This is a genomic window from Rhodanobacter sp. UC4452_H20, assembly GCF_052978205.1.
The window spans coordinates 2,105,457-2,122,030 of the sequence record NZ_CM129662.1 but is presented as its reverse complement, the minus strand read 5'-3'; the positions used below and the strand labels follow the sequence as shown (position 1 = coordinate 2,122,030).

Genomic DNA, 16,574 nt, shown 5'->3' with positions numbered 1-16,574 from the left:
GTGTGTTGTCGGCTCTTGATCGAATGTCGAGACAAGAGCGGCGGGCCGTGCCCGCCCTACGATTGTCGCGCGGCCTTATATCGTGATCGCCGTAGGGCGGGCACTGCCCGCCGGCTCTTCTGATCGGGTGCGACCGGATTACCCCCGGGTCCGCGCCTACAGGTTCTGGTAATTCGGCCCCGAGCCGCCCTCCGGCGTGACCCAGGTGATGATCTCGTACGGGTCCTTGATGTCGCAGGTCTTGCAGTGCACGCAGTTGGCGGAGTTGATCTGCAGGCGCTTGCCGTGCGGCTGGGTTTCGTCGGCCACCATCTCGTAGACGTTGGCGGGACAGAAGCGGGTGCAGGGGTTGTCGTATTCCTCTACGCAGCGCGTGGCGCAGATGTCGGTGTCGGCCACGTGCAGATGGATCGGCTGATCTTCGTCGTGTTCGGTGGCCGCGAAGTAGACGCTGGCGAGGCGGTCGCGCGGCGGCAGTGTGCGCTGCACGTAGTCGCGCTTGGGCTCTTCGCATTCGCCCAGCTTGTGCAGGCTGGACCAGTCGGCCTTGTTCTTCAGCGTCCACGGCGACAGGCCGGCGGTGACGGTTTCCCAGGCGGCGTTGAGCAGGCCGAACCACAGGCCCTTCTTGAAGCCGGGCTTGACGTTGCGCACTTTCTTCAGCTCGGCCATCACCTCGGAGTCGCGCAGTTTCGCGTCGAAGCCGGTGGCGTCGAGACCGCTGGCGGCGAGGTGTTCGGCGGCCAGCATGCCGCTCTTCAGCGCCTGGTGGGTACCCTTGATCTTCGGCACGTTGAGCAGGCCGGCGGTGTCGCCGATCAGGATGGCGCCCGGCATCTCGCACTTCGGCAGCGACTGCCAGCCGCCGGTGACGATGGCGCGCGCACCGGCCGAGAGGATGGTGCCGCCTTCCAGCAGCGATTTCACGCTCGGGTGGTTCTTCCATTGCTGGAACGCTTCCCACGGCTGGTACTTCGGGTCGCTGTAGTCGAGGCCGCTGATGTAGCCCAGCGCGATGCGGTCCTTGTCCAGGTGGTAGAGGAAGCTGCCGCCATAGGTATGCGTGTCGGCGGGCCAGCCGATGCTGTGCACGATCTTGCCGGGCGTGACGCGCCCGGCGGGTAGCTGCCACAGCTCCTTGATGCCGATCGAATAGCCCTGCGGATCGCTGCCGGCATCGAGCCCGAAGCGCTTGACCAGCTGCTTGGTAAGGCTGCCGCGGGCGCCTTCGGCCAGCACGGTGAGCTTGGCCTTGATGTCGATGCCCTCGGTGTAGCCGGGCTTGTGCGTGCCGTCCTTCGCCACGCCCATGTCGCCGATGCGCACGCCGGCGACAGAACCGTCGTCGTTGTAGATGTTGTCGGCGGCGGCGAAGCCGGGGAACACGTCCACGCCCAGCGCCTCGGCCTGCGGGGCCAGCCACGCGCACAGCGCGCCCAGCGAGACGATGAAGTTGCCGTGGTTGCGCATGCCGGGCGGCACCGGCAGCCGGGTGCCGCCGGTTTTCGACAGCAGCCAGAACTCGTCCTTGCCGGCCGGCACGCAAATGGGTGGTGGCCGGTCGCGCCAGCCGGGCAGCAGGGCATCCAGCGGCTGCGGCTCGATCACCGCGCCGGAGAGGATCTGCGCGCCGATGGTCGATGACTTCTCGATCACGCACACGCTCGTGTCCGGCTTCAGCTGCTTCAGGCGGATCGCGAATGCCAGGCCGGCAGGGCCGGCGCCGACCACGACGACGTCGTATTCCATGGTTTCGCGCTCGCTCATGGCGAACTCCTGCAGTGCGGGAAAGGGTGGCGTCTTAGATGCGTCATCGACGCACGATACCCTGCCGCATTGTCCGGGTTCGGGCCATGCAGAGCAACGCGTGCTGCGCCACCGCTTGCAATCGTCGCGGGTCGGGCGGTGATAATCGCAACCGTATTGCCAAGGAGCGTGGGTGGCAGAAATCTTCCGGGCTGCAAAAGCGGCTGCGTGGTCCGTATTTCCGCCGGTTCTTGACCCATGGAACCACCATGGGCCCGCGAACCGTCGAAAATCCGTCCTTGCGCATCCACTTTTTCGTCTCGGAAGTTTCTACCACCCACGCTCCTAGGAGAGTTCATGAATTCGATGCCGCCGATCGCCGATATCGACCTGCGCCGCGCATCGCTGTGCCAACTGCTGCACTGGCTCGCCACGGGCAGGGTACGGCCGGAAGCCCTGGCCGATGTCTACCAGCAGGCCATCGAGCGGCTCGATCCCCGGCTCAACTGCTACGTCGACCAGCGCCCCGGGCTGATGCAGGAACAGGCGCACATGGCCGATCGGCGTCGCCGCGACGGCGTGATCGGCCGGCTCGACGGCATCCCGCTGGCGCTGAAGGACAACCTCGACATGGCCGGCTGGCCGACTCGCGCCGGCCTGCCCGGGCGGCGCAAGCCGGCGGCGAACGATGCCCACGTGGTGGCACGGTTGCGCGCGTCCGGCGCGGTGGTGATCGGCAAGACCAACATGGACGAGGGCGCGCTGGGCGCGGCCACCGACAACCCGCATTTCGGCGCCACGCACAACCCGCATCGCCATGGCTACAGTGCGGGCGGCTCTTCCGGCGGCGCTGCCGCGGCGGTGGCCGCGGGCCTGGCGGTGGCGGCGGTGGGTTCGGACAGCCTCGGCTCCATCCGCATCCCGGCGAGTTACTGCGGTATCTACGGGCTGAAGCCCACGCACGGCGAGATCTCCGCCCGCGGCTTGGTGCCGGCTGCGCGTCGGCTCGATTCGGTGGGCCTGCTGGCGCGCAGCGTCGAGGACCTCACCGTACTGCTGCAGGTGCTCGCCGGTTACGACGCCGACGATGCGCGCTCGCGTCGCCGCCGCGTGGCGTTCGCGTTGCCGGACTGGGACCCGGGCCACCTGCGCGCGGGCCTGCTGCCGGATCTGGCGGCGGTCGGCGTGCAGCCGGAGGTGGTCGAGCTGTTCGAGTCCGCGCTGGCCCGGTTGCCGCACGCGCTGAGCGACCGCCGCACGGTCGACTTCGACGACTGGAACTTCGCCCGCACCCGCCGCGCCGGCTTGCTGCTGATGGAGGCGGAAATGCTCGGCACGTTCGCCGAGGATCTTTCGCCTGACGCGAAGCATCCCGTGTCCGACCGCTTCCGGCGCATGCTCGGCTACGCCGCCGGCAAGAGCGCCGCGGATTACGCCACGGCCGACCGCGTGCTGGACGCGGCCACGTTGAAGATGCGCCGGCTGTTCGCCCAGGTCGACGTGCTGGTGCTGCCGACCACGCCGCAAGGCGCGTTTCCGCTGGATGGCCCGCCTCCGGATTCAGCCGCCGACCTCACCAGCTTCGCCAGCCTCGCCGGTTGTCCGGCGGTGAGCCTGCCGATGGGCAAGCTCTCCGATGGCCTGCCGGTGGGCCTCCAATTGGTCGGCCCGCGCGGCTCCGACCTGCGCCTGCTGGAGCTGGCCGCCGCCTGCGCCGCAACGCTGGATGCCGAGCCGGCCTACCCGGTGCTGGAGTGACGCGCGGGTAGGGCGGGCACTGCCCGCCATTTGCCGTCCGTGGCCGGCGGGCAGTGCCCGCCCTACAACTAATGCAGGGGCGCTGTACCTCAGGGGTATGGCCGGCACGCCATGTCGATATGCGAACTCCTTTGGCCGTTCGTCAGGGGACCGGCGTTCGCGCGATCTATACTGCGAGTTTCCAGGATGTCGTTCGCCCGGCGGGCGACGTCGTTTCAGCCCTGCCTGCTGCCGAGTTCGCTACCCCATGACGGCTACTGCACCGCGTTCCCATCTCGACGATCTCGAGGCCGAAAGCATCCACATCTTCCGCGAAGTGCAGGCGGCGTTCCGTCATCCGGTGATGCTGTATTCGATCGGCAAGGATTCCTCGGTGCTGCTGCACCTGTTGCGCAAGGCGTTCCATCCGGCGAAGCCGCCGATGCCGCTGCTGCACGTCGACACCACCTGGAAGTTCCGCGAGATGATCGCGTTCCGCGAGCAGGTGGCTGCGGCGGGTGACGTGGAGGTGCTGGTGCACATCAACCAGGATGGCGTGCGCCAGGGCATCTCGCCGCTCACCCACGGCGCGGCCGTGCATACCGACGTGATGAAGACCCAGTCGCTGAAGCAGGCGCTGGACCAGCACGGTTTCGACGCCGCCATCGGCGGCGCGCGCCGCGACGAGGAGAAGTCGCGGGCGAAGGAGCGCGTGTTCTCCTTCCGCAACGCGCAGCATCGCTGGGACCCGAAGAACCAGCGGCCGGAGCTGTGGCGCAACTACAACACCTTCGTGCGCCAGGGCGAGAGCGTGCGCGTGTTTCCGCTGTCCAACTGGACCGAGATGGACGTGTGGCTGTACATCCAGCGCGAAAGCATCCCGCTGGTGCCGCTGTACTTCGCCAAACCCCGCCCGGTGGTGGAGCGCGACGGCGCGCTGATCATGGTCGACGACGACCGCTTCACCCTGCGCGAGGGCGAGAGCGTGCGAATGCGCGAGGTGCGCTTTCGCACGCTGGGCTGCTACCCGCTGACCGGCGCGGTGGAGTCGTCCGCCGACACCTTGCAGAAGATCATCGACGAGATGGCCGCCTCGCGCACCTCCGAGCGGCAGGGCCGGGTGATCGACCACGATCCCTCCGCGTCGATGGAGCACAAGAAGCAGGAGGGTTACTTCTGATGACCGCACCGGAGAAGGGACTGCTGCGCTTCATCACCTGCGGCAGCGTGGACGACGGCAAGAGCACCCTGCTCGGTCGCCTGCTGTATGACGCCGGCATGCTGCCGGACGACCAGCTGGCGGCGCTGGCGCGTGAAAGCCGCCGGCTGCATGCCGATGCCGACGAGGGCGTGCTCGATTTCGCCCTGCTCACCGATGGCCTGGACGCCGAGCGCGAGCAGGGCATCACCATCGACGTGGCCTACCGCTATTTCCACACCGCGCGGCGCAGCTTCATCGTGGCCGACTGCCCGGGCCACGAGCAGTACACCCGCAACATGGCCACCGGCGCCTCCAACGCGGAGCTGGCGGTGGTGCTGGTCGACGCGCGCAAGGGCGTGCTGACGCAGACGCGCCGGCACACTTATATATGCGGCCTGCTCGGCATCCGCCACGTGCTGCTGGCGGTCAACAAGATGGATCTGGTCGATTACCGCCAGGACGTGCACGAGGCGATCGCCGCCGAGTATCGCGAGCTGGCCCGCAGCCTGGGCATCGAACACGTGCATTGCCTGCCGGTGTCCGCGCTGAATGGCGACAACGTCGGCAGCCGCTCGCCGCGCATGCCCTGGTACGACGGCGGCAGCCTGCTGGAGCGGCTGGAGACCGCAGAAGTCGCGCGCTTCCGCGCCGCCGACTTCCGCATGCCGGTGCAATGGGTGAACCGCCCGGACCAGTCGTTCCGCGGCTACGCCGGTACCATCTGCGGCGGCAGCGTGGCGCGCGGCGACGAGATCGTGGTGCAGCCGGGCGTGCAGCGCGCGCGCATCGAGCGCATCGTGACCTTCGACGGCGACCTGGAGCGTGCCGACGAAGGCCAGGCGGTGACGCTGTGCCTGGATCGCGAACTCGACGCCAGCCGCGGCGACGTGATCGCCGACGCGCTGCGCCCGGCGCCGGTGGCCGACCAGTTCACCTGCCACCTCTTGTGGATGGGCGACGGCAACCTGCTGCCCAACCGCACCTACCGGCTGAAGATCGGCACGCGCACGGTCAACGCGCGGATCATGTCGATCAAGCACAAGGTCGACGTGAACAGCCAGGCGCAGCTGGCGGCACGTCATCTCGAACTCAACGAGGTCGGTTACTGCACCGTGGGCCTGGACGACGCGGTCGCGTTCGAGTCGTATGCGACCAATCGCGATCTCGGCGGCTTCATCCTGATCGATCGCCAGAGCAACGCCACCGTGGCCTGCGGCATGCTCGACTTCGCGCTGGGCCGCTCCAGCAACGTGCACTGGCAGCACGTGGACATCGACAAGCGCGTGCGCGCCGCCAGCAAGGGGCAGCACCCCCTGTGTCTTTGGTTCACCGGCCTGTCCGGCGCCGGCAAGTCCACCATCGCCAACCTGGTCGAGCGCAAGCTGCACGCGCTGGGTTACCACACCTACCTGCTGGACGGCGACAACGTGCGCCACGGCATCAACAAGGACCTGGGCTTCACCCCCGCCGACCGTGTCGAGAACATCCGGCGCATCGCCGAGGTCGCCCACCTGATGGTGGATGCCGGGCTGATCGTGCTGGTCAGCGCGATCTCGCCGTACCGCAGCGAGCGGCGCTCGGCGCGCGAGCTGTTCGGCAGCGGGGAGTTCGTCGAGGTGTTCGTCGACGCGCCGCTGGAGGAGTGCGAGCGGCGCGACCCGAAAGGTCTCTACCGCAAGGCGCGCGCTGGCGAGATCCGCAACTTCACCGGTGTCGACGCACCGTACGAGCCCCCGCTGTCGCCGGATGTGCACCTGCTCAGCGGCGGCCAGCGCGCCGAACAACTAGCCGAGCAGCTCACCGCGGAACTGCTGGCGGGCATCGACCGCAGCGGCGCCGGCGACTGAGCGTTTTGCCGCACGGCTTGGATTGCCCTGTGCCGACGGCGATAATGGCCCATTCCCCAATCAGCAGGGCGCCGCCGCGATGACCGAGAAGACCGTACTCAACGCCACCCATCGCGCGCTCGGCGCGCGGATGGTCGATTTCGGCGGCTGGGACATGCCGATCAACTACGGCTCGCAGATCGAGGAGCATCACGCCGTGCGCCGCGACGCCGGCATGTTCGACGTCTCGCACATGACCGTGGTCGACCTGCACGGCGCCCGCACGCGCGAATTCCTGCGCCACCTGCTGGCGAACAACGTCGGCAAGCTGAAGGTGCACGGCAAGGCGTTGTACTCGTGCATGCTCAACGAGCGCGGCGGGGTGATCGACGACCTGATCGTGTACTACCTCGGCGAGGAGTTCTTCCGGCTGGTCGTCAATGCCGCCACCCGCGCCAAGGACCTGGCCTGGATCGAGCGCCAGGCAAAGGCGTTCGACGTGCAGGTGAAGGAGCGCCCCGACTTCGCGATGATCGCCGTGCAGGGGCCGCAGGCGCGCGCGAAGGTGCTCGGCCTGCTGCATGAGGTCGACCGCCCGCGCATCGAGAAGCTGGGCAAGTTCGCCGCGGCCGCGGCGCAGGGCCCCGGCGGCATGCCGTTGTTCGTGGCGCGCACCGGCTACACCGGCGAGGACGGGTTCGAGATCATGCTGCCGGCAGAGCATGCAGTGGCGCTGTGGGAAGCGTTGCTCGCCGCCGGCGTGAAGCCGGCCGGGCTGGGCGCGCGCGACACCCTGCGCCTGGAAGCGGGCATGAACCTGTACGGCCAGGACATGGACGAGGACGTGACGCCGTGGGAGGCCAACCTGGGCTGGACGGTGTCGCTGGACGAGGGCCGCGACTTCATCGGCCGCACCGCACTGGAGCAGCAGCAGGCCGCCGGCGTGCCGCGCGTGATGATCGGCGTGGTGCTCGACGAGAAGGGCGTGCTGCGCCACGGCCAGAAGGTGCTGGCGGCGAACGGCGAGGGCGAGATCCTCTCCGGCAGCTTCGCCCCCACCCTGGACAAGGCGATTGCCTTCGCACGCGTGCCGGCCGGCGACAGCGGCGCGCTGCACGTGGACATCCGCGGCCGCGAGGTGGCGGTGCGCCAGGTGAAATATCCCTTCGTGCGCGACGGCAAGCCCTGCGACGGCATCTGATCGCGCGTTGCCCTTTCCCTTACGGCGAATGCCGCTAGAATCCCCACCCGTAACCGCATTTCCACCCAACCACTGGACCCGACCATGAGCGAGATTCCCGGCGATCTGAAGTTCCTCAAATCCCACGAATGGGCCCGCGTGGAAGATGACGGCCTGGTCCGGGTGGGCATTTCCGACCATGCCCAGGGCCAGTTGGGCGACCTGGTCTACGTGGAGCTGCCGGAGATCGGCGCCGCGGTGAAGGCCGGCACCGGCACCGCCGTGGTGGAATCGGTCAAGGCCGCTTCGGACATCTATTCGCCGGTGTCGGGCGAGATCGTCGAAGTCAACGAGCTGCTCAACGACAAGCCCGAGACGATCAACGAGGACGCCTTCGGCGACGGCTGGATCTTCCTCGTGCGTCCCAGCGATCGTGCCGAACTGGACGAGTTGCTCGATGCCAACGATTACCAGGAACTGATCGAGAACGACGATCACTGACCCGTCCGCTTCGAACCGCGTCGAATGCTCCGGCCGCCATGTGCGGCCGGTTGCATTTCTGGAGCTCGCCTCGGCGTTCGGTGATGTCGATGGAGTGCTCTTTCGGGCGATGCATCGAACTGTCGGATCGTGTTTTCGGGCGAGCGGATGAGCTCGCCTTCGCGTCGCCCGTCGCGAGCATCGGTCGATGCGTTTCGTCTTCGCCCGTCGCGCTTCGGCGCGGCGATCGCCGCGATCGCGGTCATCGGCGCCACCGCCGGGCTCCCCTCGGTCGTGTTCCGTTCATTTGCCGGAGACGGCCGGGTCGGGTGGCAATCGAGTGCCTTGGCGGCACTGCGTTCGTCGGCGCAGTGCATTCGGCAGATAACGCCGCGATTTGCAAATATCGCCTGTTTCACGCGGTTTGAAGCGTGTTTCTTGAAATGAGCGATTGAATGAATGGACGTCTAGACGTCCGACGTTGAATATGGTCCCTGTCGGCGCGGCCTTGCCGGCTGCGGCCTGCCGCGGCCATGGCCGTTCGGGATGCCGCCGACGCGTGGCGAAAATCAATTGACAGTTGAAATCTTCGGGGATAGCTTTCGCAGCAGATCACGGGGAATGCGTTTTATGGCGACAACGAAATTCATCAAGCCCTATGTCGAGCACGGTGAAAAAGCCAATGCAGTTCGCAAGATCACTGTCTCGATTCCGCTGCATGTCCTGCGACGGCTTTCTGATTTGCGCACCCACCGACAGGTGAACAATCTTCGGCACGCGACGAACAGCGACTTGCTGGTTGAAGCGTTCCTGCATGCTTTTACTGGGCAACCACTGCCAACTGATGAGGAGCTGAGACGAACCATGGCCACTGCCAAGAAATCCGCTGCAAAGAAACCGGCTGCCAAGAAGGCCGCTGCCAAGAAACCGGCCGCCAAGAAGGTTGCCGCCAAGAAGCCGGCGGCCAAGAAGCCGGCGGCCAAGAAGCCGGCCGCCAAGAAGGCTGCCGCGAAGAAGGCCGTCCGCAAGCCGGCGGCTGCCAAGAAAGCCGCGGTGAAGAAGGTCGCGGTGAAGAAGGTCGCCAAGAAGCCGGCGAAGAAAGCTGCACCGAAGAAGGCTGCGGCGGCGAAGGTGGTCAAGGCCACCAAGACCGCAAAGCCGAAGGCCAAGACCAAGAAGTAAGCCACACGCAACACGCAACAAGGCGACACCCACAACAAGATATGCCATCGACTTCTCCCCCCGCGGTGCCCAGCGCGGGGGGAGCACTTCGAGAAAGTTCGTCCCGGCCTGGCCGGGACGCTTCATTTCCGGGGTACGCAATGAGGCGGGTGACCGTGTCGCCGCCCCTGCCATCTTCGCCGCGCCGACGCGCGCCCGCCCGGGGACGCGGCATTGCCGTGCTGCGCCATTGGAGTTACCTTCTGCACATCCGCGCCGCGGCGTATCCGGGGGATCGCCGCTCCTACAGGGGGAAAAAGCGCGGGTATCTGTCGACACTCAGTGAGAGACCATGGATACCCGATATTCACTTCAGACGCGCCGGCGCGCGCGTGGGGCCGTCCGGCCGACCTACATCGCGATCATTGCCGTCTTTGTGCTGCTGGCCATCGGCGCGTGGTTTCTCATCCTCAAGCCGCATCAGGAACTGATGCTGGCCGATTCGGGCGGGCATCCGTCGACGCCGGTCACCGCAGTGACGCGGGCGACGCCGCCGCCGGTCAACGTGGCGGGGATGGACATCAACCAGCTGGTGGATGAAGCGCGTTCGGCCATGGGCCAGCAGCGTTATCTGGCGCCGGCCGGCAACAACGCATTCGAGTTCTACCTGCGTGTGCTGGAGAAGGACCCGGGCAACAAGGTGGCCTCCGATGCGCTGCGCGAGACCTTCCCGTTCGCGGCCAACCAGGCCGAGCAGGCGATCAACTCGCGCGACTTCGGCGAAGCGCAGCGCGAGATCGATCTGCTCTCCAAGGCCGATCCGACCAACTTCACGCTGACCATCCTGCGCTCCAAGCTCGACGCCCAGCGCAAGACGCTGGATCAGCAACAGCAGCAGGCGCTGGATCAGCAGAAGGCTGCCGCGCTGGCGGCGCAGAAGGCCGCCGCCGACAAGGCCGCCGCCGAGCAGCTCGCGCAGCAGCAGGCAGCCCAGGCGGCCCAGCAACAGGCAGCGCAGACGACACAGGCCAAGCCGGCGCCAGGCACGGCGCCGTCGAGCAACAACGCCTCGGCGGAGACGGCCGCAGCGGCGCCCACGGGCCAGACCTCCGAAGCAGTGCTGGTGAAGGCCATCGCCCCGCACTATCCACCTTCGGCCGTGCGTGCGCGGCAGCAAGGTTGGGTCGTGGTGGCGTTCCAGATCGATGCGGATGGCACCACCAGCGACATCAAGGTGGTCGACTCCGAACCGCGGCGCATCTTCGACCGGGCGGCCATGGAAGCCGTGGCGCGCTACCAGTTCACGCCGGCGATGAGAAATGGCGTGCCGGTGGCCAGCCAGCGTACGCAGCGGATCGAATTCAAGCTCTGAGAGGCGGCAAGCCTTTCAGCCTCGAAGCCGGGCGTCACACGCGCGAGCACAGCTCCTCCCCCTGCTTGCAGGGGGAGCCTGGCGACCGAGGGAAGTTCCCCGTGTGAGGGCAAAGCTCTTGTCCTTGTTGCTGGCCTGGTCGTAGTTCCTGGCCTGGTCGGAGCGACCCCATCCGGATTCTCCCCGGCGAGCATGAGAGGGACACAAGCTTCAGGACGTGAGTTGCCCTGCGCGGTCGGGCGCGCTCGACGCGATGCGCTGCCTGCCTGACGTGATTCAGTGCCGCCGGTGCGTCGCCTTGCGAACCTTCCTGCGCGGCGTGGCTTTCTTCGGCGGGCTCTCGATCTGCGCCCAGTCCACGTGCGGCAGGCCGAGCAGATCGTCGAACACCATCGGCATCAGGCCGCTGGGCGTCGGGCCGGTGGAGTTCCACAGGGTGACCACGCCGACGTTGTACTTCGGGAAGAAGCCGATCATGGTGCGATAACCGGCCACTGCACCGGCGTGATAGATCAGGGTTTCGCCGCCGTAGCGGTAGACGCGCCAGCCGAGCGCGTAGTGCGCGTCGGTCAGCCGCGCGCGGCGCCACGGGGAGGAGTGCAGTTCGCTGGGCGTGCTGACGCCGGGTGCGTGCAGCACGTCGAGCAGCGAGCCAGGCAGCACGTCCGGTCGCCCGCCCATCTGCGCGATCAGCCATTTCTCCATGTCGCGCAGGCTGGCGTTGACGCCGGCCGCCGGCGCCACGCGGTAGTAGGTTTCGTTCGGTTCGAACGGTACCCAGCCGTGGCGCGACGCATGGTGTGGACGCGCCCAGCTCTTGCTCGACTCCAGTCCGGCGCGACCGTAGGTGGCCGTGGTCATGCCCAACGGGTAGAACAGGCGTTTGTCGACCAGGTGGTAAAAGAAGTCGCCGGTGCGCGCGAGCACCACGTCGCCGATCATGCTGAAGGCCACGTTCTGGTAGCCGTAGCATTGGCCGACGCCGCAGGTCATGTCCACCTCGTCCAGCTTGCGCACCAGTTCCTGGTAGGGAATGTCACCCTCGAGCATGTTGTCGAAGGTGTTGCGCGGCAGGCCGATCTTCTGCCCGAGAATGTCGCTGACCGTGGCCTGGTCAGCCTCCTGCATGTTCTTGAGCTTGAAGTAGGGCAGCACGTCGATCAGGCGGGTGTCCCAATCGAGCTTGCCGTCGTCCACCAGCAGGCCGGTGATCGCGGTGGCGAAGGCCTTGGACAGCGAGGCCAGTCGGAACACCGTGGTCGGCGTCACCGGTTCGCGCGTGGCGGCATCGGCGTAGCCGACGGTGCCTTCGAACACCACTTTGTCGTCGACCACCACGGCGGTGACCAGGCCGGCGACGGCGTCGCGCTGGCCCAGCAGATTTAGCCACCGCTTGTAGTCGTCCAGGGTTTTCCGGATGCGTGCCGGCGGCAGCGTCGTCGTGCCCGCCGATGGCGCCGGCGCGGTGGCGGGCATGGCGGTGAGCGGGCGGCAGAAGAGCGCGCAGGACAGGCCGAGGCCGCCGGCGATCACGAGGAAGATCTTGCGAAACGGCATGGTATTCTGGCGGTGTTCCGGCGTGGGGATACGCCTCTGGGTGGAGAACTTGTCGATGGGCCTGATCATTTTTCTGGTTGTCGTCGTCCTGATTGTCTTGTACTTCGTGGCGATCTACAACGGACTGGTTACCTCGCGCAACAGCTACAAGAACGCCTTCGCGCAGATCGACGTGCAGTTGACCCGCCGGCACGACCTGATCCCGAACCTGGTCGAGACCGCCAAGGGCTATCTCGCGCACGAGCGCGGCACGCTCGAGGCGGTGGTGCAAGCTCGCAATGCGGCGGTCAACGGCCTGGCCGGCGCCAAGGCCAATCCCGGCGATCCGGCGGCGATGCAGCAACTGGCCAGCAGCGAGAACGCGCTGACCCAGACCCTGGGCCATCTGTTCGCCTTGCAGGAGGCCTATCCGGACCTGAAGGCCAACCAGACCATGATGCAACTCTCCGAGGAACTCACCTCGACGGAGAACCGCGTGGCGTTCGCGCGACAGGCGTACAACGATTCGGTGCTGACCTACAACAACAAGCGCGAGGTGTTCCCTGCGTCGTTCGTGGCCAACAGCTTCGGGTTTGCCGCCGCCGAGCCGCTGAAGATCGAAGACCCCGCCGTGCGCGAAGTGCCGAAGGTGTCGTTCAGCTGATCGTCGCGGCATCGCGGCCGCGACGCCGCTGACCGTCCGTCGGAGCCTCCATGGATTTCTTCGCCCAACAGGCGCGCGTGCGCGGCAGCAGCCGGCGGCTGGTGATCCTGTTCGTGCTGGCGGTGATCGCCATCGTGGTGGCGATCGACGCGGTGGTCTGGTTTGCGCTTGGTCAGCATCCGGCGCCCGGTGAGCCGCCCGCGTCCAACCTGAACCTGCTGCTGGGCAGCAGCGTGATCGTGCTGGCCGGCATCGGGCTCAGTTCGCTGTTCCGCATCATGAGCCTGTCGGGTGGCGGCAAGAGCGTGGCCGAAAGCATGGGCGCGACGGTGGTGCCGCCGGACACGTCTGATCCCGCGCTGCGCCGGCTGCGCAACGTGATAGAGGAAGTGGCCATCGCCGCCGGCGTGCCGGTGCCGGACATCTACCTGATGGCCGACGAGCCGGGCATCAACGCCTTCGCTGCAGGCTACTCCGCCTCCGATGCGGCGGTGTGCGTGACGCAGGGTTGCCTGGACAACCTCACGCGTGACGAACTGCAGGGCGTGATCGCGCACGAGTTCAGCCACGTGCTCAATGGCGACATGCGGCTGAACATCCGCCTGATGGGCTTGCTGTTCGGCATCCTGGTATTGGCGGTCGTGGGGCGCCGGGTGATCTGGTTCGGCGGTGGCCGCAGCAATCGTCGCGGTGGCGGACAGGTGTGGATGATCGGCCTGGCGCTGATCGTGGTCGGCTACATCGGTTATTTCTTCGGGCGGCTGATCCAGGCCGCGGTGGCGCGCTCGCGCGAGTCGCTGGCCGACGCATCGGCCGTGCAGTTCACCCGCCAGGCCGACGGCATCGCCGGCGCGCTGAAAAAGATCGCGATCCTCAGCGAGGGTTCGCAACTGCAGGCAGCCAACAAGCAGGAGGTGGCGCACATGCTGTTCGGCGAGGCCGGCAGTTTCAACGCGCTGTTCGCCACCCATCCGCCGCTGCTCGAGCGCATCCGCGCGCTGGAACCAGGCTTCAAGGAGGCCGACCTGGCGCGCATGGCGGCGGGGATGCAGCGCGAAGCGGCGTCGCCGCCGGCGAGCGCACCGACCGCCGCCTCGGGCGTGCCGGGGTTGTCGTTGCCGCCGGTGCTGACCGGCGTGCTGGCCGGCGGCGTGGCGGCGGCTGCTCCGGCCTTCCAGCGTGCCGCGGCCGTGCAGCAGGCGATGCCGGCGAGTTTGAACGATGCCGTGCAGCAGCCGGAATCCGCGCTCGCGGTGATGCTGGCGCTGGCGCTGTCACCAGCGGCCGAGTTGCAGCCCGCGCAGCGCCGGATCGTCGCCGATGCGTTCGGCGATGACGTACAGCGCGCCGTGCAGGCGCAGGCTTCCGCCGTGGCCGCACTGGCGCCGATCGCCCGCCTGCCGCTGGTTTCGCTGGCGTTTCCCGCGCTCAGGCAACTGCCCGACGGGCGCCAGCAGACCCTGGTGCGCACGCTCGACGATCTGGTCAAGGTGGATGGCCGTGTCGACATCAACGAGTACTGCCTGGCGCGGCTGCTGCGCATTCAGCTGAGCGAGGCACGCGCGCCGCGCAGCGCGCCGGTCGATGGCGTGAAGAAACTGCCGGCCGCGCGTGACAGCGTGATCCTGGTGTGCACCGTTGTCGCCGCAGCCGGCTGCTCGGACGAGGCCGGCGCAAGGCGCGCGTGGCTGTTCGCGATGCAGCAGGCGTTTCCCGGCGAGGCGATCGAGTGGGTGCCGCCACCGGCGGCCTGGCAGGCGTCGTTCGAGCGCGCGCTGGACGATCTGGACGGCCTGAGCCCGATGGCCAAGGAACTGGTGATCCAGGCCTTGCTGCGCGCGGTCCATGCCGACGGCCAGATCAGCGTGGAGGAGGCGGAACTGCTGCGGGTGATCTGCGCCAGCCTGCATTGCCCGCTGCCGTTGTAGGGACGCGCCGACGCGCGCGATGCCCGTTGCCTTTGCAGGAGCGCGCTTGCGCGCGATGCCCTTCGTCACGTGACGGAAAGCATCGCGCACAAGCGCGCTCCTGCAGTGCTCAGCGGAGGATCAACGCGCTGGCGCGCTCGGCGATCATGATGGTGGGTGCGTTGGTGTTGCCGGTCGGCAGGGTGGGCATCACCGAGGCGTCGACCACGCGCAACCCATCCACGCCGCGCACGCGCAGCTCGCTGTCGACCACGGCGCGATCGTCCTTGCCCATGCGGCAGGTACCGACCGGGTGGTAGATGGTTTCGGCCTTGCGCCGGATGAAGTCGGCGTATTCCTCGTCGGTGTGGATGCGTCGCTCGGGGAACACCGGCGCGCCGCGGTGCGCGGCGAACGCCGGCTGGTCGAGGATCTCGCGCGACAGCCGTGCTGCCTCGATCATCATTTTCAGATCGTGGCCTTCCGCGTCGCCGAGGTAGTTGGCGTGGATCGCGATCGGTTGTGCGGGATCGGCCGAGTGCAGGCGCAGTCGGCCGCGGCTGCGCGGGTGCAGATGGCATGCATGCAACGTGTAGCCGTAGCCGGGCAGGCGGTGGCGGCCATGGTCGTCGAGCAACGCCGGCACGAAATGGAACTGCAGGTCGCAGCGCGCGTCGACGGCGAAGCGGCTGCGCACGAAGCCGCCGGCCTCGGCCACGTTGGAGCTGCCCGGTCCGTCGCGGTGGCGCAGCCAGCGCCAGCCGGCGGACAGTTCGTTGAGATGGTCGTAGCTGAGCTTGCCGGGGTTGCCGTCCAGCGTGCAGATATCCAGGTGATCCTGCAGGTTGGCGCCGACGCCGGGCAGGTCGGCGTGCACCGCGATGCCGTGCTCGCGCAGGTGATCGGCGGGGCCGACGCCTGACAGCATCAGCAGCTGCGGCGAATTGATCGCACCGGCGGCCAGGATCACCTCGCCAGCTTCGATCCGCTCCGCTTCGTGCCGGCCCTGGCGCAGTTGCACGCCGACCGCGCGTCCATGGTCCAGCAGCACGCGCTCGACCAGCACGCCGGTACGCACATGCAGGTTCGTCCGCTGGCGCACCGGTTTCAGGAACGCCGCGGCACTCGAGCAGCGCGCGCCGTTGCGCTGGGTCACCTGGTACAGGCCGAAGCCGGCCAACTGCTCGCCGTTGAAGTCGTCGTTGCGCGGATAGCCGGCGCTGCCCGCCGCATCGATCAGCGCGATGGACAACTCGTTGCGATGGCGCAGATCGGACACCCCCAGCGGGCCGCCGGTTCCGTGCAACTCGCTGGCGCCGCGGCTGTTGTCCTCGCTGCGCAGGAACCACGGCAGCACCTCGCGCCACGACCAGCGCGGATCGCCGCTGGCTTCGGCCCAGCCGTCGTAGTCGGCTGCCACGCCGCGGATGTAGCACATCGCATTGATCGAACTGGAACCGCCGAGGGTCTTGCCGCGCGGCCACCACAAGCGGCGCTGGTTGAGCGCGGGCTCCGGTTCGGTGCGGTAGTTCCAGTTCAAGGCGCGGTTGTTGGCCAGCCGCGCGATGCCTGCCGGCATGTGGATCAGCGGGTGCCAGTCCGTCGGCCCGGCTTCCAGCAGCAGCACGCGCTTGCCCGGGTCGGCGCTGAGCCGGTTGGCCAGTACGCAACCGGCCGAACCGGCGCCGGCGATGATGAAGTCGTAATGGTCCAAGTCTTCCCCCTGCGCCTGCCTGGCGATGCGCGATCGCATGCTAGGCTTGC

General features: G+C 67.6%; 13 protein-coding genes. 10 read left to right on the top strand and 3 right to left on the bottom strand.

The features are described 5' to 3' along the window. Positions 1–156: 156 nt before the first annotated feature. Entirely contained in the window at positions 157–1,767 is a 1,611-nt protein-coding gene (locus ACVCMC_RS10035; protein WP_447097157.1) for an electron transfer flavoprotein-ubiquinone oxidoreductase, read from the bottom strand. Positions 1,768–2,103: 336 nt separating this feature from the next. On the opposite strand from ACVCMC_RS10035, the gene ACVCMC_RS10030 reads away from it, so the two are divergent. The 8 genes from ACVCMC_RS10030 (at position 2,104) to ACVCMC_RS09995 (ending at position 10,703) form a co-directional block, all read left to right on the top strand. Further along, positions 2,104–3,504 (top strand): amidase, encoded by a 1,401-nt coding sequence (locus ACVCMC_RS10030; protein ID WP_447097156.1) that lies wholly within the window; start codon positions 2,104–2,106, stop codon positions 3,502–3,504. Between the two features lie 247 nt (positions 3,505–3,751). Further along, positions 3,752–4,663: a sulfate adenylyltransferase subunit CysD gene (cysD, locus tag ACVCMC_RS10025; RefSeq protein WP_447097155.1), complete on the top strand. Its 912-nt coding sequence runs from the start codon at positions 3,752–3,754 to the stop codon at positions 4,661–4,663. Further along, on the top strand, positions 4,663–6,531 hold the full coding sequence (gene cysN, locus ACVCMC_RS10020; protein ID WP_447097154.1) for a sulfate adenylyltransferase subunit CysN: 1,869 nt from the start codon (positions 4,663–4,665) through the stop codon (positions 6,529–6,531). The genes cysD and cysN overlap by 1 nt, the downstream gene beginning before the upstream one ends. Positions 6,532–6,610: 79 nt before the next feature. Then, positions 6,611–7,711 (top strand): glycine cleavage system aminomethyltransferase GcvT, encoded by a 1,101-nt coding sequence (gene gcvT / locus ACVCMC_RS10015; protein WP_447097153.1) that lies wholly within the window; start codon positions 6,611–6,613, stop codon positions 7,709–7,711. Positions 7,712–7,795: 84 nt separating this feature from the next. Beyond that, positions 7,796–8,191, top strand: coding sequence for a glycine cleavage system protein GcvH (gene gcvH / locus ACVCMC_RS10010; RefSeq protein ID WP_395116546.1), 396 nt, complete (start codon positions 7,796–7,798; stop codon positions 8,189–8,191). Between the two features lie 147 nt (positions 8,192–8,338). Beyond that, a complete protein-coding gene (locus ACVCMC_RS10005; protein WP_447097152.1) occupies positions 8,339–8,617 on the top strand; it encodes a hypothetical protein in 279 nt (92 codons plus the stop codon). 183 nt (positions 8,618–8,800) lie between these two features. Further along, positions 8,801–9,352: a met regulon transcriptional regulator MetJ gene (gene metJ / locus ACVCMC_RS10000; RefSeq protein ID WP_395116550.1), complete on the top strand. Its 552-nt coding sequence runs from the start codon at positions 8,801–8,803 to the stop codon at positions 9,350–9,352. A gap of 331 nt (positions 9,353–9,683) precedes the next feature. Continuing rightward, on the top strand, positions 9,684–10,703 hold the full coding sequence (locus ACVCMC_RS09995; protein WP_447097151.1) for an energy transducer TonB: 1,020 nt from the start codon (positions 9,684–9,686) through the stop codon (positions 10,701–10,703). A gap of 276 nt (positions 10,704–10,979) precedes the next feature. Here the strand turns inward: ACVCMC_RS09995 and ACVCMC_RS09990 are convergent, their stop codons facing one another. After that, positions 10,980–12,260, bottom strand: coding sequence for a serine hydrolase domain-containing protein (locus ACVCMC_RS09990; RefSeq protein WP_395116554.1), 1,281 nt, complete (start codon positions 12,258–12,260; stop codon positions 10,980–10,982). 55 nt (positions 12,261–12,315) lie between these two features. Here ACVCMC_RS09990 and ACVCMC_RS09985 point away from each other — a divergent pair, with 55 nt between their 5' ends. Both ACVCMC_RS09985 and ACVCMC_RS09980 read left to right on the top strand, forming a co-directional pair. Beyond that, entirely contained in the window at positions 12,316–12,903 is a 588-nt protein-coding gene (locus ACVCMC_RS09985) for a LemA family protein (RefSeq protein WP_447097150.1), read from the top strand. Positions 12,904–12,953: 50 nt separating this feature from the next. After that, on the top strand, positions 12,954–14,831 hold the full coding sequence (locus tag ACVCMC_RS09980; protein ID WP_447097149.1) for a M48 family metallopeptidase: 1,878 nt from the start codon (positions 12,954–12,956) through the stop codon (positions 14,829–14,831). 109 nt (positions 14,832–14,940) lie between these two features. Here ACVCMC_RS09980 and ACVCMC_RS09975 read toward each other — a convergent pair whose 3' ends face one another. Further along, entirely contained in the window at positions 14,941–16,563 is a 1,623-nt protein-coding gene (locus tag ACVCMC_RS09975; protein ID WP_447097148.1) for a GMC family oxidoreductase, read from the bottom strand. Between the last annotated feature and the right edge of the window lie 11 nt (positions 16,564–16,574).